Below are 17,321 nucleotides of genomic sequence, written 5' to 3'. Positions count from 1 at the left end.
GGGGGTTCGTGCGGACAGCCCGATCAGACCGTGGTCGGATTCGGCTTGTTGGGATCGAGGTTGTACTTCTTGATCGCCTCGGCCACCTTGTCGCGGCCGATCGCGCCTTCGTCGGCCAGCGCCTTGAGCGCGGCCAGCGTGACCCAGTGACGATCCACCTCGAAGAAGTGGCGCAGCTTCTCGCGCGTATCGGAGCGGCCGAAGCCATCGGTGCCCAGCACCACGAAGCGGCGCGGCACGAAGGAACGGATCTGCTCGGCGAAGGCGCGCACGTAGTCGGTGGAAGCGATCACCGGGCCGCGCACGGACTTCAGGCTCTTGGCCACGTGCGACTCGCGCTGCGGCTCGGTCGGGTGCAGCAGGTTCCAGCGATCGACGTCCTGGCCTTCGCGGGCCAGCTCGGTGAAGCTCGGGCAGCTCCACAGGTCCGACTCCACGCCCCAGTCCTTCTTCAGCAGCTCGGCGGCGGCGATAACCTCACGGAAGATGGTGCCCGAGCCCAGCAGCTGCACGCGCGGCGCGTTGCTGTTCTCGACGCCCTTGCGGAACTGGTACATGCCCTTGACGATGTCGCGTTCCACGCCAGCCGGCATTTCCGGATGCTCGTAGTTCTCGTTCATCACCGACAGGTAGTAGTACACGTCTTCCTGCTCGGCGTACATGCGGCGCAGGCCGTCCTGCATGATCACGGCCAGCTCGTACTGGAAGGTCGGATCGTAGGAGATGCAGTTCGGGATGGCGGCATGGAACACGTGCGAATGGCCGTCCTCGTGCTGCAGGCCCTCGCCGTTCAGCGTGGTGCGGCCCGAGGTGCCGCCCAGCAGGAAGCCGCGCGAGCGCATGTCGGCCGCGGCCCAGCACAGGTCGCCGATACGCTGGATGCCGAACATCGAGTAGTAGATGTAGAAGGGGATCATCGCTACGCCGTGCGTCGAGTACGACGTGGCGGCGGCGATCCAGTCGCACATGGCGCCGGCTTCATTGATGCCTTCCTGCAGCACCTGGCCGGTCTGCGACTCCTTGTAGAACATCAGCTGGTCGTGGTCCTCGGGCACGTACTTCTGGCCTTGCTGGTTCCAGATGCCGATCTGGCGGAACAGGCCTTCCATGCCGAAGGTGCGCGACTCGTCCGGCACGATGGGCACCACGTGCTTGCCGATCTGCTTGTCCTTGAGCAGCGTGTTCAGGATGCGCACGAAGGCCATGGTGGTGGACACTTCGCGGCCTTCACCGGTGGCCTTGAGCAGCGCCTCGAAGGCCGACAGCGCGGGCACCGGCAGCGCCTCCGCCTTCTGGCGGCGGGCCGGCAGGTAGCCGCCCAGGTTCATGCGCGCCTGGCGCATGTATTCCAGCTCCTTCGAGCCTTCCTCGAAGGTGAGGTACGGCACTTCCTCGATCTTGTCGTCCGGTACCGGGAGGTTGAACTGGTCGCGGAAGCGGCGGATTGCCTCCACCGGCATCTTCTTCTGCTGGTGGGTGATGTTCATGGCCTGGCCGGCGTCGCCCATGCCATAGCCCTTGATGGTCTTGGCCAGGATCAGCGTGGGCTGGCCCGTGTGCTCGGTGGCGGCCTTGTAGGCCGCGTAGATCTTGTGCGGATCGTGGCCGCCGCGGTTCAGTCGCCAGATGTCCTCATCGGACCAGTCGGCCACCATGGCCTTCAGTTCAGGCGAATTGAAGAAGTGCTCGCGCACGTAGGCGCCGTCCTTGGCCTTGAAGGTCTGGTACTCGCCGTCCACGCATTCCATCATGCGCTTCATCAGCAGGCCCTTGGTGTCGCGCGCCAGCAGCGAATCCCAGCGGCTGCCCCACACCACCTTGATCACGTTCCAGCCGGCGCCGCGGAATTCCGACTCCAGTTCCTGGATGATCTTGCCGTTGCCGCGCACCGGGCCGTCCAGGCGCTGCAGGTTGCAGTTGATGACGAAGACCAGATTGTCGAGCTTCTCGCGGCCTGCCATGCCGATCGCGCCCAGCGATTCGGGTTCGTCGGTCTCGCCGTCGCCCAGGAAGGCCCACACCTTGCGGCCTTCGGTGCTGACCAGGCCGCGGCTGTGCAGGTACTTCATGAAGCGCGCCTGGTAGATGGCCATGATCGGGCCCAGGCCCATCGACACGGTCGGGAACTGCCAGAAGTCCGGCATCAGCCAGGGGTGCGGGTAGGACGAGATGCCCTTGCCGTCCACTTCCTGGCGGAAGCTGTCGAGCTGCTCGGTGCTCAGGCGGCCGAGCAGGAAGGCACGCGAGTAGATGCCGGGCGCCGAGTGGCCCTGGACGAAGACCAGGTCGCCGCCGTGCTGGTCGGACGGAGCGTGCCAGAAGTGGTTGTAGCCCACGTCATAGAGCGTGGCGGCCGAGGCGAAGGAGGAGATGTGGCCGCCGACGTTGGTGTGCTTGTTGGCGCGCAGCACCATCGCCATGGCATTCCAGCGGGTGTACGAGCGGATGCGGTGCTCGATTTCCTGGTCGCCGGGGATGCGCGCCTGGTGGTCGACCGGGATGGTGTTGATGTACTGGGTTTCCGCGTGGAAGGGCTGGGTGACGCCGTTCACGCGTGCGTATTCGATCTGCTTGTCGATCAGGAAGGCGGCACGTGCGGGGCCTTCGGCACCGATCACGCCCTGCAGGGCCTCGAGCCATTCCTGGGTTTCCTGGGGATCTGCGTCATTGGCGCTGCTGGCGCCGAGGATTTGCTCTGGTACGGCTGACATGACTGTCGTCTCCTGGTGAGTTCCAGCGTCCGTCCCCTGCTCGTGCCGGGGGCCGGACCTGACGGTGTGACTCGCGACGCGGCGGCAACTCACAATTCCGCCGCCACGCCGCCCTGCCTCGGGCTGCCGCGCGACAGCGCACGGCATTCCCGCCCTTGTTCTACGGTGCGACCGATTCTATGGAAGGCGCATGCGCAACACAAGCTAAATTTTCAAATTGCGATATCGTTTCTTATAATGTGAAATATTGTCGCAACGCACCAGAAATCCCCTCTAACCGGCCCCGAACGGTCCTATTCACCGCCGGCTCGAGGTCAGGCAGGGCCGGCGCACTGGCTGGCATATTCATAGGCGCTTTCCCCAAGCGACGCACTGCAATATTCCCGATACACTGGGCTGTCAGCTGTCAATCCCGTCATGTCGTTCCTCACCCGCCTTTTCCATGGCCTGCGCGCCGCCGCCCTTCCTCCATCCGCATCCGGCTCGGCCCAGGCACCATCCAGTGCGCCGCCACCGGCGGCCAGCGGGCTGACGCCGCTCGATTCCCTTGGCGGCGGCGACGAAGCCGCCGCCGTCAGCCTGCCGCCGCGCGGACTCTGGTGGCTGCGCTGGCGCAACCTGGTCGCGACCAGCTGGTTCATGTTCATCCCCCTGGTGGCCATCGTGCTGTTCACGGTGGCCATGGGCGTCATCCTGTGGTCGCTGCACGAGACCGAGCGCCAGCAGCAGCGCGACGCGCTGTACCGCGACGCGGCCTGGGCCCAGCAGCGCGTGCGCCTGTCGCTGCTGAGCAACCAGGACCAGCTCGCCTCGCTGGCGCGCGACATCGCCGCGGCCCAGCTCGACCAGGGCGCCTACCGCACCGCCGCCCAGGAGATCCTGCGCGAGAACCCCGAGGTCGTCTTCATCAACTGGCTGGACGCCACGCGGCGCAGCCGCTGGTCGCTGCCCTCCACCTCCGAATTCGCCAACCGGCTGCGCGAGACCCAGGACCAGCCGCTGGAGCCGGAAGTGCTCGACACCTTCGACGCCGCGCGCGAGACCCAGCGCGTGGTGTACTCGCGCCCGCTGGTCAATGAGCGCGGCGACAGCTTCATGCTGATGGAAGTGCCGATCGTGCGCGACAACGAGTTCCTCGGCACGCTCGGCGCGCTCTACTCCATCAACGGCATCCTGACCCACCTGCTGCCGCCGGAGCTGACCGAGCGCTACCGCTTCTCGCTGATCGACAAGAACAACCTGGTGCGGGCCAGCACCTCGCTGCGCCCGGTGCCGGGCAACGCGCTGTCCTACGAAGTCCTGCTCGACCCGCCCGGCCATTCGCTGTCGCTGCGGGCCGACGCCTACCCGCCGCCGTCCAACCTGCCCAACAATATGCTGCTGTGGCTGGTGGTGGGCCTGTCCTGCTTCCTGCTGTGGAGCCTGTGGAGCATGTGGCGGCATACCAGCCGCCGCTCAGAGGCGCAGCGCGCGCTGCTGGCCGAAACCTCGTTCCGCCGCGCGATGGAAAACTCGATGCTGATCGGGCTGCGCGCGCTGGACCTGAACGGCCGCATCACCTACGTCAACCCGGCCTTCTGCCGCATGACCGGCTGGCAGGAGAGCGACCTGGTCGGCCGCGTGCCGCCCTTCCCCTACTGGCCCGCCAACGACCGGCCCGAGATGCAGAAGCAGATCGACCTGACGCTGCAGGGCAAGTCCCCGGCCGGCGGCTACGAGATGCGCGTGATGCGGCGCGACGGCAGCAGCTTCTTCTCGCGCATGTACGTGTCCCCGCTGGTCGACAGCCGTGGCCGGCATACCGGCTGGATGAGCTCGATGACGGACATCACCGAGCCCAAGCGCGCGCGCGAGGAGCTGGCCGCCGCCCACGACCGCTTCACCACGGTGCTGGAAAGCCTGGACGCGGCCGTCTCGGTGCTGGCCACCGACCGGCCCGAGCTGCTGTTCGCCAACCGCTACTACCGCCAGCTGTTCGGCTGGGACGCCGACGGCCACCTCAAGCTGGCCGGCGACGAGGTGGACAAGGAACAGGTGTCGGGCGACCACACCGACTACGTCGACGGCTATGCCGGCCTGCCCGCCTCCGAATTGATGCCGTACAGTTCCGACGCGCGCGAGGTCTTCGTGCCGGCCATGCAGAAGTGGTTCGAGGTACGCCGCCGCTACATCCAGTGGGTGGACGGCCACCTGGCGCAGATGCAGATCGCCACCGACATCACGATGCGCAAGGCCGCCGAGGAACTGGCGCGCCAGCACGAGGAACGGCTGCAGTTCACCAGCCGCCTGACCACCATGGGCGAGATGGCCTCGTCGCTGGCGCACGAGCTGAACCAGCCGCTGGCGGCCATCAACAACTATTGCATGGGCGCGGTGGCACGGCTGCATTCCGGGCGCAGCACGCCGGAAGACCTGATTCCCATCCTGGAGAAGACCTCGGCCCAGGCGGTGCGCGCCGGCACCATCATCAGCCGCATCCGCGGCTTCGTGAAGCGCAGCCAGCCGCAGCGCCGCGAGGCGGCGCTGCACGAGATCGTGGCCGACGCCGTCGGCCTGGCCGACCTGGAGGCCACGCGCCGCCGCGTCACCATCCTGACCCGCCTGCCGCCGCCGCCCATGCTGCTCTTCGTGGATCCGGTGCTGATCGAACAGGTGCTGGTCAACCTGTTGAAGAACGCGGTGGAGGCCATGTCCGGCCTGCCGGCCATGCGCGCCACGGGCGTGGTGCGGCTGCACGCGCGCATCGAGAGCGGCGATCTCGGCCAGAACGTGCATATCGACGTGATCGACCAGGGACCGGGCGTGGACGAGTCCACCAAGGAACGCCTGTTCGAGCCCTTCTTCAGCACCAAGTCGGACGGCATGGGCATGGGCCTGAATATCTGCCGCTCGATCATCGAATCCCACCAGGGACGCCTCTGGGTCGAAAACAATGTGGACGGCATCGGATGTACGTTTAAAATCACGCTGCCGATGCACCCCGGGCTGACGGAGCAATAAGCCCCGCGAGGCCGCCGCTGTGCGCGCGGCGCGCCACCCGGCGCCAAGGGCGATTACACTTGGCAGCAATGACCTCGTTGTCCCAGGAGACTACATGACCGCAACGCCAAACCCCACCTCCCACCGCGGCGAGACCGTATTCATCGTCGACGACGATGAAGCGATGCGCGACTCGCTCACCTGGCTGCTGGAGGGCAATGGCTACCAGGTTCGCAGTTACAGCAGCGCTGAGCAGTTCCTGGCGGCCTACGATGCCGGCCAGGTCTCCTGCCTGATCCTCGACGTGCGCATGCCGGGCATGAGCGGCCCGGAGCTGCAGGAGCGGATGATCGCGGAGAACATCAATATTCCCATCGTCTTCATCACCGGCCACGGCGACGTGCCGATGGCGGTCTCGACGATGAAGAAGGGCGCGATCGATTTCATAGAGAAGCCCTTCGACGAGTCCGAGCTGCGCGCGCTGGTCGAGCGCATGCTGCAGAAGGCCCGCACCGACCACTCCGCCGCGCGCGAGCAGCGCGCCGCCAAGGACCTGCTGGGCAAGCTGACCACGCGCGAGCAGCAGGTGCTGGAGCGCATCGTGGCCGGACGCCTGAACAAGCAGATCGCCGACGACCTGGGCATCTCCATCAAGACGGTGGAGGCGCACCGCGCCAACATCATGGAAAAGCTCAACGTTAACACCGTGGCCGACCTGCTGCGCCTGGCCCTGTCGCGCAACAGCTGAGCCTTCCCCGCCGGGCCCCGCCCTCCGTGCGGCGGGGCGCCCGGCCGCTCAGTGTTCAGACTCGGCGCTAAAGCCTCAGCGCTTCAGATTCACCGGCTCAGATAGTCTTCGTCGCGGAAGGTCAGCACCCATTGCGGCCGGTAGACCACGAAGATCGCCACCAGCATCCCGGTCAGGAAGGCCTCGCCGAAGGCAAGCACCAGCAGCCCGGTCAGCAAGTCGGCGAGCGCCAGCACGCCGCGTTCCCCGCTCCAGTCCCGCCACAGCGCCTGCGCCACGCCGGCACCCAGCGCGGCCAGGCCGGCGCTGAAGTAGCCGTGCCCCAGGATGAAGACAAAGGGATGGTGCGGCAGCAGCCGGCGCATCCCCGCCTGCAGGGCCGCTGACAGCAGCGCGGGCACCAGCCCCATCCAGACGAAGCGCGGCCACAGCGCCGCCCAGCCGATGTCGCCCCAGCCGTGGCCGGCAATGAACGCCAGCCCCAGCAGCGAGATGACATCCACCGCAAACAGCGACAGCAACGCCAGCGGCAGCCCGAACAAGGTCACCATCAGCGTGGCGCCGAACAACTGCAATACCACTCCGCCCGGCAGCGTGGCCCGCACGGTCCATAACAGGGCGGTCAGCACCAGTGCGCCAAGCCAGCCATTCTGCAGGTCGTCTCGGCCGAGCACGCGCCAGGGCCTGCGCCAGACGGCCCAGGCGAGGCCGGCGAACGACAGGACGGGCAGCAGCAGTTGGGCGGTGGCGGGCATGGCGCCATCCTAACAGGGGTGGCGCCGGACAAACTTGCACCGGATCAAGCCTCGCTGCCGGCACCGGCCCGCCCGGGCCGCGGAGAGTTGCCTAACCGCCACGCCAGCCCGGCGCCGGGGCTCGACGGCCCCGCCTGCGTACTAGAATGAATCCATCGGAGATCCGCCTGGCATTCACCGGAGCCATGATGAAAACGCTATTCTCCAAGGAGCGGACGCACCGGCATCCCTCTGACCGGTCACTGAACCTCATCTCCGCACTCGTCGGCCTGGCCACGCTCGCCGCCGGTGTCGCCTGGCTCATCTACTCCTGGAGCGTCGATCTCGAAGTGCCGTTCTTCGAGATCCCCCTGGTCATCACCGTACCGGTGATCGCCGCCGCGGCGTTCCGCTGCCTCTGGGACTAGCGGCAACGCCGCCCCCCTGCCCCGCGCCGGCGCCTTACGGCGCCGCCCTTCTTTCTGCCTTTGCCTGCTCGGCCCTTGTGCGGACGTGCCCGACGAAGTGCCCACCAACGCGCCGGGCTGGCGCGGCCCGCGTGGGCCGGTCGTTTTGCCGCGCCGGCCTGCGCCCACCCCGTATAATTCCGCTTTAGCTCCGCTTTCAACTCCTCCCATCCCGACTCCCCCATGTCTGCCCAACTGATCGACGGCAACGCCCTTGCCAAACAAATCCGTTCCGAAGCCGCCGAGCGCGCCGCACGCCTGACCGCACGCGGCCACCGTCCCGGCCTGGCCGTGGTGCTGGTGGGCGAGGACCCGGCCAGCCAGGTCTACGTGCGCAACAAGGTCAAGGCCTGCGAGGACAACGGCTTCCACTCCTCGCTGGACCGCTATCCGGCGGACCTGTCCGAGGCCGAACTGCTGAACCGCATCGACCAGCTCAACCGCGACCCGCAGATCCACGGCATCCTGGTGCAGCTGCCGCTGCCCAAGCACATCGACAGCCACAAGGTGCTGGAGGCGATCGCGCCCGAGAAGGACGTGGATGGCTTCCACGTGGCCAACGCCGGCGCGCTGATGACGGGCGCCCCGCTGTTCCGCCCCTGCACCCCCTACGGCTGCATGAAGATGCTGGAGTCCATCGAGTACCCGCTGCGCGGCGCGCGCGCGGTGGTGGTGGGCGCCTCCAACATCGTCGGCAAGCCGATGGCCATGCTGCTGCTGCAGGCCGGTGCCACCGTGACCATCTGCAACAGCAAGACGCGCGACCTGGCCGCCCACACCCGCGAGGCGAACGTGATCGTGGCGGCCGTCGGCAGGCGCAACATCATCACGGCCGATATGGTCAAGCCGGGCGCGGTGGTGATCGACGTGGGCATGAATCGCGACGACAACGGCAAGCTGTGCGGCGATGTGGACTTCCAGGGCGTCAAGGAAGTCGCCGGCTACATCACGCCGGTGCCGGGCGGCGTCGGCCCGATGACCATCACCATGCTGCTGGTCAACACCCTGGAAGCGGCGGAACGCGCCGCGGGCTGAGCCCAAGGCACGCGCGCGACGCGTCCGCCCCACGCTACCCCACCCCGGCATGCCGGGGTGGAAATCCGGCGGTTCCGCCCCAATCTGACGGATACCGCCTGTCTCAAGGCCGCCAACAAGAGAACCGCCATGGACCAAGCCTCCCAAGCCAACGCCAACCCGCTGCTCGACTTCAGCGACCTGCCGCGCTTCGCCGAGATCCGCCCCGAGCATATCGGCCCAGCCCTGGACGTCCTGCTGGCCGCGGCCGAGGCCGCCGTGGCCCGTGCCGAGCACCCGGCCACGCCGGCCACCTGGGAGGAAGCCGTGACGGCCCTGGAGACCGCCACCGAGCCGCTGGGCCGCGCCTGGGGCGTGGTCGGCCACCTCAGCGCCGTGGCCGATTCTCCCGAACTGCGCCAGGCGCACGCCGAGAACCTGCCGCGCATGACCGAGTTCTGGTCCTCGCTGGGCCAGAGCCTGGCGCTGTTCGACAAGTACAAGGCCGTGTCGCAAAGCCCCGCGTTTGCGCAGATGAGCGCCGCGCGGCGCCAGCTGATGGAAAACGAGCTGCGCGGCTTCCGCCTCGGCGGCGCTGAGCTGCCCGAGGACAGGAAACCGCGTTTCGCCGAGATCCAGGAGGAACAGGCCAGGCTGTCCAAGGACTTCTCCGACCACGTGCTCGACGCCACCAATGCCTACGCGCTCTACGTCGAGGATGCCGGCAGCCTGTCCGGCCTGCCCGAGGACGTCCGCGAGGCGGGGCGCCTGGCGGCCGAGAAGGATGGCAAGGCAGGCTGCAAGTTCACGCTGCACTTCCCCTCCTACTTCCCGGTGCTGCAGTACGCGGATGACCGCACGCTGCGCCAGACGCTGTACGAGGCCAACGTTACGCGCGCCTCGGAACTGGGCCCGCAGCATGGCGATGGCCAGGCGCAGTGGGACAATACCGGCAATATGCGCCAGCAACTGGTGCTGCGCCGCGAGGAAGCCCATATGCTGGGCTACCAGAGCTACGGCGAAGTGTCGCTGGTGCCCAAGATGGCGCAGTCGCCCGCCGAGGTGCTGCGCTTCCTCGACGAACTGGCCGCCAAGGCCCGCCCCTTCGCCGAGCGCGACTGGGCCGAGCTGCAGGACTTCGCCGCCAAGGAGCTGGGCCTCGCCGCGCTGCAGCCCTGGGACGTGGCCTACGCCTCCGAGAAGCTGCGCCAGCAGCGCTATGCCTTTTCCGAGCACGAGGTCAAGCAATACCTGCCCGAGCACAAGGTGCTGCAGGGCCTGTTCGGCGTCGTGGAGAAGCTGTTCGGCGTGCGCATCGCGGCCGAGCAGGCGCAGACCTGGCACAAGGACGTGCGCTTCTTCCGCGTCACCTCGCCGCAGGGCGAGCTGCTGGCCCAGTTCTATATCGACCTGTACGCACGCGAAGGCAAGCGCGGCGGCGCCTGGATGGACGATGCGCGCGGGCGCAAGCTGCGCGCCGACGGCGGCGTGCAGACGCCGGTCGCCTACCTGACCTGCAACTTCTCCGCCCCGGTCGGCGACAAGCCGGCGCTGTTCACCCACGATGAGGTGATCACCCTGTTCCACGAGTTCGGCCACGGCCTGCACCATATGCTGACGCAGGTGGACGAACTCGGCGTGTCGGGCATCAACGGCGTCGAATGGGATGCGGTGGAGCTGCCCTCGCAGTTCATGGAGAACTTCTGCTGGGAGTACGAGGTGCTGGCCGGCATGAGCGCCCACGTGGAGACCGGCGCGGCGCTGCCGCGCGTGCTGTTCGAGCGCATGCTGGCGGCCAAGAACTTCCAGAACGGCATGATGACGCTGCGCCAGATCGTCTTCTCGTCCTTCGACATGCACCTGCACACCGACTACGACCCGCAGGGCGAACAGTCCGTGCTGGCGCTGTCGCGCGAGGTCAACGACCGCGTGCACGTGGTACCGCAGCACCCGCTGTCGCGCTGGCCGAACACCTTCAGCCACATCTTCGCCGGCGGCTACGCTGCAGGCTACTACAGCTACAAGTGGGCCGAGGTGCTGTCCGCCGATGTCTACGCCGCCTTCGAGGAAGCTGGCAATCTCTCCGGCAGCGTGCTCGACAATGAAACCGGTGCGCGCTACCGGCGCGAGATCCTGGCAGTGGGCGGCAGCCGCCCGGCGATGGAGTCCTTCGTCGCCTTCCGCGGCCGCGAGCCGCAGATCGACGCACTGCTGCGCCACGGCGGCATGGCGGCCTGAACGCCTGCGGCACGACCGGGCGGTCGCGCCTGATCGCGGCTAGCTGCGGTCAATCGCGATCAATCGCGACGAAGGGCGGCACCGGGTTCATCCCGGGCCGCCCTTCGCCTTTCGCCTTTCTCAAGCCGCCTGCTGCTGCGCTGGCGGCGGGGCTTCGAGCAACGCCAGGACCGCCGGATCATGCAGGGCGGCGAACATGGTTTCCTCGCGGGGAAAGTAACGCTCGCCATCCGAATCCGTCGCCATCGCAAAGGCATCGCCGAGCGGCAGGCCATCCAGCACCCGGCGCGCCACCACTTCGGCAACGATGCTGGCTTCGTGCGGCCATGCTTCGCGCCCCCACGACGCCGAGATGCGGCGCAGCACGGCCTGCGCGACCACGCTGGCGCGCAACAAGCGGGGCAGCCAGACGGCCAGCACCGATCCCATGCCGGGCTCGAGCGAGAGGGCGAAGCCCTCCCTGTACTGCGGCACCCCGGAGGCGCGCCTGGCCAGGCAAAGCAACTCATCACCCTCGAGATGGATCTCGTCCGGCGCAAAGGCCGCACGCGTATCCGAATTGCCGACCGCGCCCCAATAATCGAGGTCTGTCGCCTCGGGCGCTGCCGTCGCGACAATGCGCACGGCGCCCGGGGCATCTTCATTCTCGTTCGGCTCCATATCCGGATGCAGGTCGATGCCGATCCGCTCGCCGGTAATGGAGACTCCCGCCATGTACCGCCTAACTGTTGTCATGACAAGATCGCTCCAGGGTCTGTACGCAAGGGCGCTGCTTCCCTGCTGCGGAAGCTCGCCTTTATCTTAGTCCGGCTTGGTCGGGGTGGCCGACGCGCAGTGCGGATTGCGCCGCGGCAACGTCCGCCCAGGCCTGCGCACGGCACGAGGGCGCAGGCCGAGCGCAACGGGGAAAGATGCACTACACACCACACAGCGCACCACCCAGCGCACCATCCGCACCATGCGCTCGACCCGGCACGTGTCACGAGGGACTTCGGCGGCAATGGCATGCTGCCAGGTAGCCGCTGGTACACTCCGCCTCATCAAGATCGGGCCCCGCTCAAGTGGCATCACGGCCGAGAGCATCGAGGCGCCGATCCGCGGAACATCGCAGGCCAGGGGAAATGGATGGCCCGCTGGGTAGCCAGCATGTATTTTCCCCCAGGATCTACCCTGGAAGGCTTGCTGAATATAGGACTCGGAAAACCATGAGAATCGCGACTTGGAACGTTAACTCGCTCAAGGTGCGCCTGCCCCAGGTACTGCAGTGGCTGGCCGACCAGGAGCAGGCAGGGGCGCCCATCGATGCGCTGTGCCTGCAGGAACTGAAGCTGCCGGACGATAAGTACCCGCTCGCCGAGTTGGAACAGGCGGGCTACCAGAGCGTCTTCACGGGCCAGAAGACGTATAACGGCGTGGCCATCCTGACGCGTGCCGCCAGCATGCCGGCAGCGGACGGCACGCTGTTGAACATTCCCGGCTTCGAGGACGAGCAGAAGCGCGTGGTCACGGCCACCTATGGCGACCTGCGGCTGGTCTGCGCCTACTTCCCGAACGGCCAGTCGCCCGAGTCGGACAAGTTCATCTACAAGCTGAAGTGGCTCGAGGCACTGACGGGCTGGCTGAAGGAGGAGATGACGCGCCATCCCAGGCTGGCGCTGCTGGGCGATTTCAATATCGCGCCGGAAGACCGCGACGTGCACGACCCCGCCAAGTGGGAAGGCCAGAACCTGGTCTCGCCGCCGGAGCGCTCCGCCTTCCACGGCCTGCTCGAGCTGGGCCTGGCGGACGCCTTCCGGCAATTCGAGCAGCCGGAGAAGAGCTTCACCTGGTGGGACTACCGCATGCTCGGCTTCCGCCGCAATGCCGGCCTGCGGATCGACCATATCCTGCTGTCGCCGACGCTCGCCGCGCAATGCAGCGCCTGCGTGATCGACCGCGCGCCGCGCACCTGGGAACAGCCGTCGGACCACACGCCGGTCATTGCCACGCTGGCGGCCGGCTGAGGCAGCGCAGGCGCCACGGCCGGACGCCGCCGGCCCGCTGCGCTACACTGCCCGCAGAACAGGGCGCCTCGCGGCGCCACAACAACCTTTGCCAAATCCCAGGATGAAACCGGCCGCATTCCGCCATCGCAACCTTCCACACCTGCTGCTGAAGGCACGCGAAACCCTGATGGCGGGCTTCCGCCCGATCCTGCGCAAATACGGCGTGACCGAGCAGCAATGGCGCCTGATGCGCACGCTGAACGAGCAGGGCGAGATGGAGCCCAACCAGCTTGCCGATGCCTGCCTGATCCTCAGCCCGAGCCTGACACGCATGCTCAGCAGCATGGAAGAGGCCGGCCTGATCCATCGCTCGCGCTCGACCGTTGACCAGCGCCGCCAGTTGATCTCGCTGACCGATCAGTGCCGCGCCCTGGTCGCCGAGATGGAACCGCTGATCGACCGCCGCTATGGCGAACTCGAACGTCTGGTGGGCGCCGAGCGGCTGGCCAAGGTCTATGCCGCCGTCGACGAGATGCTGCTGTGCTTCGGCAATGAAGAAGCCGAGCAGGAATAAGCGTGCCGCCAGGCGCGCGCACGAAAAGTCAGCCCATGGCGCAGTGCTTGAAGCCGGCGGCGCGGGTGTGGCGGATTGCGGGAGCGGAAAGAGCGTTCTGGAAACGGCCGGCAGGTGAAGCGAAGTCAGCCTGGAATGCGGCCGCTACGGCGGGAAGACCCGGAGCGGAAAAACCGTTGCGTGCCTTGCGCGTGGTGGCGGATGTTTGAGAGGTGGGCGTCCGCGGCAGTCCGCGCGAATGGCGGTGATGCAGGCCGCGGCAGCGCCACCTCAGAGCGGTGCCACGTGGGCGCGCTTGACCACGATAGGCTGCGCAACGCCCTGTTCGATCAACACGACCGCGGCGCGCTCGATGGTCTCGCGCCCGGCGCGGAATGCTTCCTCGAGCGACAGCACCTGATCGGCGCTGAAGCCTTCCCATAGCGCTTCGCGGGTCACTACGCAGGTTACCTTTTCGCCATCGACAATGGCGTGGAACAGCAAGCCCTCGTTATTGATGTCGTACCGCTCTTGCTCTTGGAACTTGATATCCATGTGCAGCCCTCCATATGCAAGTGAGGAAACATCCTAACATGGCTCGATGCAAATCGTGAACGCAGGCCATGCGTCGTGCTCATCCGGGAAGACAAAGGAAGGTGGCGCAAGTTCCGTGCGGCGATGCGCGCGGGCGATGCGGGCCAACAAAAAAATTTAGCGAAAAAAATTGACAGGAAAAAATATGGTGCTAGAATCTCGTTCTTCTTCGGCGGGGCGTTAGCTCAGTTGGTAGAGCAGCGGACTCTTAATCCGTAGGTCGAGTGTTCGAGTCACTCACGCCCCACCACCGAATACCAGAAGAGCCGGAAGCAGCGATGCTTCCGGCTCTTTGCTTTTGCGCTCCCGGTTTCTGTGGCCCGGCCTCTGCGGCCCAGCCCGCGATGCGCCGGGTCAGGCACCGCCGTGGCGGGCGCGCTCAAACAGCGTGCGCGCCAGCACGCGGTGGCGCTCCAGCACCGGCGGCAACGCCACGGTCAGCAGCTCGCCATCGCGCACCACCACCCGCCCGTTGATCACACTGGTGGCCACCCTGCCCGGTGTGCAGAAGACCAGCGCCGCCACCGGATCGTGACCTGCGCCGGCATAGCCGACATCAGACATGTCGAAGGCGACGAAATCGGCCGACATGCCGGGCGCCAGCGCACCGATGTCGTCGCGGTTGAGCACGCGCGCGCCGCCCAGCGTGGCGATCTCCAAGGCCTCGCGCGCGCTCATGGCGGCCGGGCCGTATCCCACCCGCTGCAGCAGCATGGCCTGGCGCGCCTCGCCCAGCATGTGCGCACCATCGTTGGACGCGCTGCCGTCCACGCCCAGCCCCACCTTGACCCCGGCGTCGCGCATGGCGCGCACCGGCGCGATGCCTGAAGCCAGCCGCATGTTCGAGCAAGGACAGTGCGCCACGCCGGTGCCGGTGCGGGCGAACAGCGCGATGCCCTCCCCGTCCAGCTTCACGCAGTGCGCATGCCACACATCATGGCCGACCCACCCCAGGTCCTCGGCATACTGCGCCGGCGTCAGCCCGAACTTCTCGCGCGAATAGGCGATGTCATTGTCGTTCTCGGCCAGGTGCGTGTGCAGAGACACGCCGTACTGGCGGGCCAGCAGCGCCGAGTCGCGCATCAGCTCGCGCGATACCGAGAACGGCGAGCATGGCGCCAGCACCAAGCGCAGCATCGCGTGCCGCCCCGCGTCGTGATACTGCTCCACCAGCCGCTGGCTGTCGCGCAGGATCGATGCCTCGTCCTCCACCACGGCATCGGGCGGCAACCCGCCCTTGCTGCGCCCGACGCTCATCGATCCGCGCGCCGCATGGAAACGCATGCCCATTGCCTGCGCGGCGGCGATCGAGTCGTCCAGCCGCGCGCCGTTCGGGTAGAGGTAAAGGTGGTCGCTGGTGGTGGTACACCCCGACAGCATCAGCTCGGCCATCGCGGTGCGCGTGGACACATCGATCATCTCGGGCGTCAGGTGCGACCACAACATGTACAGGTTGCTCAGCCAGCCGAACAGTTCGGCGTCCTGGGCCGCGGGCACCGCGCGCGTCAGGCTCTGGTACATGTGGTGGTGGGTATTGACAAGGCCGGGGATCACCACATGGCCGCGCATGTCGAGCACCTGGGCCCCACCCTCCTCGATCTGCTGGCGGTAGGACAGCGGCAGGTCCTCGGTCGCCCCCACCCATTCGATGGCGGGCCCCTGCGCCACCAGCGCGCCTTGCGCGATTTCGCGGCGGCCCGCATCCATGGTGACAAGTACATCGGCGTTGATCAGGATGAGCGTCATGGGCGTGTCCGGCTTTGGAAGGATGGCAGGCTGCCCGCAGCGCGACGGGCGCGGCCGGGCGGGATTTCGTGGACCCCAGTCTAGGAGCCGATGGCTGCGCCCGCCAAGCGCAGAATTACGCCGACGCTGTCCACAAAATGTGGACGGCCGCCAAAGGCTCGAAAACATGAGCCGGCCGGAAGCCGGCCAGGGACGCGCGCCCCGCGGCGCTTCAGCGCAGTTCGGCGAAGCGTGCGGCCAGCCCCGCCTCGACCTCCGCCGCAAGCAATTCCGCCGCCGGCGCCGGCTCGCCTTGCCGGCGCGCCACCAGCGTCAGCGTCTGGCGCCTGAGATGAGCATCGCGCAGCGGCACGAAGACCAGCTCGCCACGCTGGCGCGCCTCGAGTACGTCGAGCGGGTTGAGCAGCGCCACGCCCGCCCCCATCGCCGCCAGCCGCTGGATCAAGGCCGTCGAGGTACTCTCCACGGCCGGCGCGGCCGCGATGCCGCCGCGCGCAAGCGCTTCGTCCAGGATGGCGCGGATCGACAGCGCCGGCGCAGGCAGGATCAGCGGATGGCCGACGCAATCGGCCAGCAGCAAGGAAGGCGCACCAGCCAGCGGATGCCCTGGCGCCACCACTGCGCCGATGCCCCAGTCGCTGCCGGCCAGCACACGCAGCGCGGCATGGTCCGGCAGGTCATAGCCCAGGCCGAGGTCCACGTCGCCCGCGGCCACTGCGGCGGCAATCGCTTCCACCGGCAAGTCGAGCAGTCGCACGACGATGCCGGGGTAGCGCGCACGGAAATCGCCAACCAGCGCCGGCATCAAGGAGGCCGCCAGCCCCGCGGTAGTCGCCAGCGCTACCTCGCCGCGGCGCACCCCCTTGAACTCTTCGATGCGGCCGCGCAGCGCCCCGTACTCGCGCAGGGTCTGCCGCACGTGGGCCAGCACCATCTCGCCCAGCGGCGTCAGCCGCAGGCGCTTGTTGATTCGCTCGAACAGCGGCGCACCCAGTTCCGCCTCCAGATCGAGGATCTGACGATTGATCGCGGTGGGTGCCACGTGCAAGGCCTCGGCCGCCTTGCGGATGGAACCGCGGCGGACCACTTCGTCGAGATAGCGCAGGACTCTGGCATGCATGGCGCTGGCAGATGGCGAAGGATAAAGGAGAGCAGGACGTGAAGCCTGCCCAAAGGCGGGACAATGCGAACCGCACGGCTGGCGCTGCATTGTAGCGGCCCATGCGGCCTTGTCCCTACGGCGCGCGCTCACTGTGAATCAGCCCACGTGCAGAAAAAAGCCAAGAAGCACTTGCGCGATCCGAATGGCCTTGCTATGATTTCGCTTCTTCGGGGGGCGTTAGCTCAGTTGGTAGAGCAGCGGACTCTTAATCCGTAGGTCGAGTGTTCGAGTCACTCACGCCCCACCACCGAATTCCTGAAAAGCCGGAAGCGCCAAGCTTCCGGCTTTTTGCTTTGGCGAGCTTTGGTGATCTCGCTGTGGCGTGCGTTTGCGTGCGCGGCAAGTTCGCCCTTCCTCATGATGCCCGCCACGGAGGCACGCCGGCCTCCC

13 protein-coding genes and 2 tRNA genes are annotated in these 17,321 nt (G+C 67.2%); 9 read left to right on the top strand and 6 right to left on the bottom strand.

Features of this window, described 5'->3' with window-relative positions; translation table 11 throughout:
• Window positions 1–23 precede the first annotated feature (23 nt).
• Window positions 24–2,711, bottom strand: a complete 2,688-nt coding sequence (gene aceE / locus AC1Z3O_RS06585; RefSeq protein WP_483514535.1) for a pyruvate dehydrogenase (acetyl-transferring), homodimeric type — start codon at window positions 2,709–2,711, stop codon at window positions 24–26.
• A 417-nt stretch (window positions 2,712–3,128) separates the two neighbouring features.
• Here aceE and AC1Z3O_RS06580 point away from each other — a divergent pair, with 417 nt between their 5' ends.
• Together AC1Z3O_RS06580 and AC1Z3O_RS06575 are read left to right on the top strand one after the other, a co-directional pair.
• Complete coding sequence (locus tag AC1Z3O_RS06580; protein ID WP_483514533.1) at window positions 3,129–5,711, top strand: PAS domain S-box protein; 2,583 nt, start codon at window positions 3,129–3,131, stop codon at window positions 5,709–5,711.
• Between the two features lie 94 nt (window positions 5,712–5,805).
• The gene (locus tag AC1Z3O_RS06575; protein WP_483514531.1) at window positions 5,806–6,438 is read left to right on the top strand and encodes a response regulator transcription factor; all 633 of its coding nucleotides are present in this window, start codon (window positions 5,806–5,808) and stop codon (window positions 6,436–6,438) included.
• 89 nt (window positions 6,439–6,527) lie between these two features.
• Here the strand turns inward: AC1Z3O_RS06575 and AC1Z3O_RS06570 are convergent, their stop codons facing one another.
• Window positions 6,528–7,193 (bottom strand): energy-coupling factor ABC transporter permease, encoded by a 666-nt coding sequence (locus AC1Z3O_RS06570; RefSeq protein WP_483514529.1) that lies wholly within the window; start codon window positions 7,191–7,193, stop codon window positions 6,528–6,530.
• A gap of 146 nt (window positions 7,194–7,339) precedes the next feature.
• On the opposite strand from AC1Z3O_RS06570, the gene AC1Z3O_RS06565 reads away from it, so the two are divergent.
• The 3 genes from AC1Z3O_RS06565 (at window position 7,340) to AC1Z3O_RS06555 (ending at window position 10,891) form a co-directional block, all read left to right on the top strand.
• On the top strand, window positions 7,340–7,600 hold the full coding sequence (locus AC1Z3O_RS06565) for a hypothetical protein (protein ID WP_483514528.1): 261 nt from the start codon (window positions 7,340–7,342) through the stop codon (window positions 7,598–7,600).
• A 222-nt stretch (window positions 7,601–7,822) separates the two neighbouring features.
• Entirely contained in the window at window positions 7,823–8,674 is an 852-nt protein-coding gene (folD, locus tag AC1Z3O_RS06560; RefSeq protein ID WP_483514526.1) for a bifunctional methylenetetrahydrofolate dehydrogenase/methenyltetrahydrofolate cyclohydrolase FolD, read from the top strand.
• Between the two features lie 129 nt (window positions 8,675–8,803).
• Window positions 8,804–10,891 carry a M3 family metallopeptidase gene (locus AC1Z3O_RS06555; RefSeq protein ID WP_483514524.1) on the top strand — a complete coding sequence of 696 codons (2,088 nt, stop codon included), beginning with the start codon at window positions 8,804–8,806 and terminating at the stop codon, window positions 10,889–10,891.
• Between the two features lie 120 nt (window positions 10,892–11,011).
• Here the strand turns inward: AC1Z3O_RS06555 and AC1Z3O_RS06550 are convergent, their stop codons facing one another.
• Window positions 11,012–11,626 (bottom strand): hypothetical protein, encoded by a 615-nt coding sequence (locus AC1Z3O_RS06550; RefSeq protein WP_483514522.1) that lies wholly within the window; start codon window positions 11,624–11,626, stop codon window positions 11,012–11,014.
• Between the two features lie 470 nt (window positions 11,627–12,096).
• On the opposite strand from AC1Z3O_RS06550, the gene xth reads away from it, so the two are divergent.
• Entirely contained in the window at window positions 12,097–12,894 is a 798-nt protein-coding gene (xth, locus tag AC1Z3O_RS06545) for an exodeoxyribonuclease III (protein ID WP_483514521.1), read from the top strand.
• A gap of 103 nt (window positions 12,895–12,997) precedes the next feature.
• Entirely contained in the window at window positions 12,998–13,450 is a 453-nt protein-coding gene (gene hpaR, locus AC1Z3O_RS06540; protein WP_483514519.1) for a homoprotocatechuate degradation operon regulator HpaR, read from the top strand.
• A gap of 270 nt (window positions 13,451–13,720) precedes the next feature.
• Here hpaR and AC1Z3O_RS06535 read toward each other — a convergent pair whose 3' ends face one another.
• The gene (locus AC1Z3O_RS06535; protein WP_483514517.1) at window positions 13,721–13,984 is read right to left on the bottom strand and encodes a DUF1488 family protein; all 264 of its coding nucleotides are present in this window, start codon (window positions 13,982–13,984) and stop codon (window positions 13,721–13,723) included.
• 213 nt (window positions 13,985–14,197) lie between these two features.
• Here AC1Z3O_RS06535 and AC1Z3O_RS06530 point away from each other — a divergent pair.
• Window positions 14,198–14,273: transfer RNA gene (locus tag AC1Z3O_RS06530), tRNA-Lys, on the top strand.
• A gap of 104 nt (window positions 14,274–14,377) precedes the next feature.
• On the opposite strand, the gene AC1Z3O_RS06525 is transcribed toward AC1Z3O_RS06530, so the two are convergent.
• Window positions 14,378–15,769: an 8-oxoguanine deaminase gene (locus AC1Z3O_RS06525; RefSeq protein ID WP_483514515.1), complete on the bottom strand. Its 1,392-nt coding sequence runs from the start codon at window positions 15,767–15,769 to the stop codon at window positions 14,378–14,380.
• 211 nt (window positions 15,770–15,980) lie between these two features.
• Window positions 15,981–16,889: a LysR family transcriptional regulator gene (locus AC1Z3O_RS06520; RefSeq protein ID WP_483514513.1), complete on the bottom strand. Its 909-nt coding sequence runs from the start codon at window positions 16,887–16,889 to the stop codon at window positions 15,981–15,983.
• A gap of 213 nt (window positions 16,890–17,102) precedes the next feature.
• Between AC1Z3O_RS06520 and AC1Z3O_RS06515 the strand changes: the two genes are divergently transcribed.
• A tRNA-Lys gene (locus AC1Z3O_RS06515) sits at window positions 17,103–17,178 on the top strand.
• The last annotated feature ends 143 nt before the right edge of the window (window positions 17,179–17,321 follow it).

The sequence above is a fragment of the Cupriavidus sp. 09_S30 genome (genome assembly GCF_056930435.1).
Note: the sequence above shows the minus strand (reverse complement) of the source record. Positions and strands in the feature narration are given on the sequence as shown.

What these genes read in the sequence shown, in the direction of transcription:
- aceE (WP_483514535.1), bottom strand. Translation starts at nt 2,711, where the DNA reads ATGTCAGCCGTACCAGAGCAAATCCTCGGCGCCAGCAGCGCCAATGAC.
- AC1Z3O_RS06580 (WP_483514533.1), top strand. Translation starts at nt 3,129, where the DNA reads ATGTCGTTCCTCACCCGCCTTTTCCATGGCCTGCGCGCCGCCGCCCTT.
- AC1Z3O_RS06575 (WP_483514531.1), top strand. Translation starts at nt 5,806, where the DNA reads ATGACCGCAACGCCAAACCCCACCTCCCACCGCGGCGAGACCGTATTC.
- AC1Z3O_RS06570 (WP_483514529.1), bottom strand. Translation starts at nt 7,193, where the DNA reads ATGCCCGCCACCGCCCAACTGCTGCTGCCCGTCCTGTCGTTCGCCGGC.
- AC1Z3O_RS06565 (WP_483514528.1), top strand. Translation starts at nt 7,340, where the DNA reads ATGAATCCATCGGAGATCCGCCTGGCATTCACCGGAGCCATGATGAAA.
- folD (WP_483514526.1), top strand. Translation starts at nt 7,823, where the DNA reads ATGTCTGCCCAACTGATCGACGGCAACGCCCTTGCCAAACAAATCCGT.
- AC1Z3O_RS06555 (WP_483514524.1), top strand. Translation starts at nt 8,804, where the DNA reads ATGGACCAAGCCTCCCAAGCCAACGCCAACCCGCTGCTCGACTTCAGC.
- AC1Z3O_RS06550 (WP_483514522.1), bottom strand. Translation starts at nt 11,626, where the DNA reads ATGACAACAGTTAGGCGGTACATGGCGGGAGTCTCCATTACCGGCGAG.
- xth (WP_483514521.1), top strand. Translation starts at nt 12,097, where the DNA reads ATGAGAATCGCGACTTGGAACGTTAACTCGCTCAAGGTGCGCCTGCCC.
- hpaR (WP_483514519.1), top strand. Translation starts at nt 12,998, where the DNA reads ATGAAACCGGCCGCATTCCGCCATCGCAACCTTCCACACCTGCTGCTG.
- AC1Z3O_RS06535 (WP_483514517.1), bottom strand. Translation starts at nt 13,984, where the DNA reads ATGGATATCAAGTTCCAAGAGCAAGAGCGGTACGACATCAATAACGAG.
- AC1Z3O_RS06525 (WP_483514515.1), bottom strand. Translation starts at nt 15,769, where the DNA reads ATGACGCTCATCCTGATCAACGCCGATGTACTTGTCACCATGGATGCG.
- AC1Z3O_RS06520 (WP_483514513.1), bottom strand. Translation starts at nt 16,889, where the DNA reads ATGCATGCCAGAGTCCTGCGCTATCTCGACGAAGTGGTCCGCCGCGGT.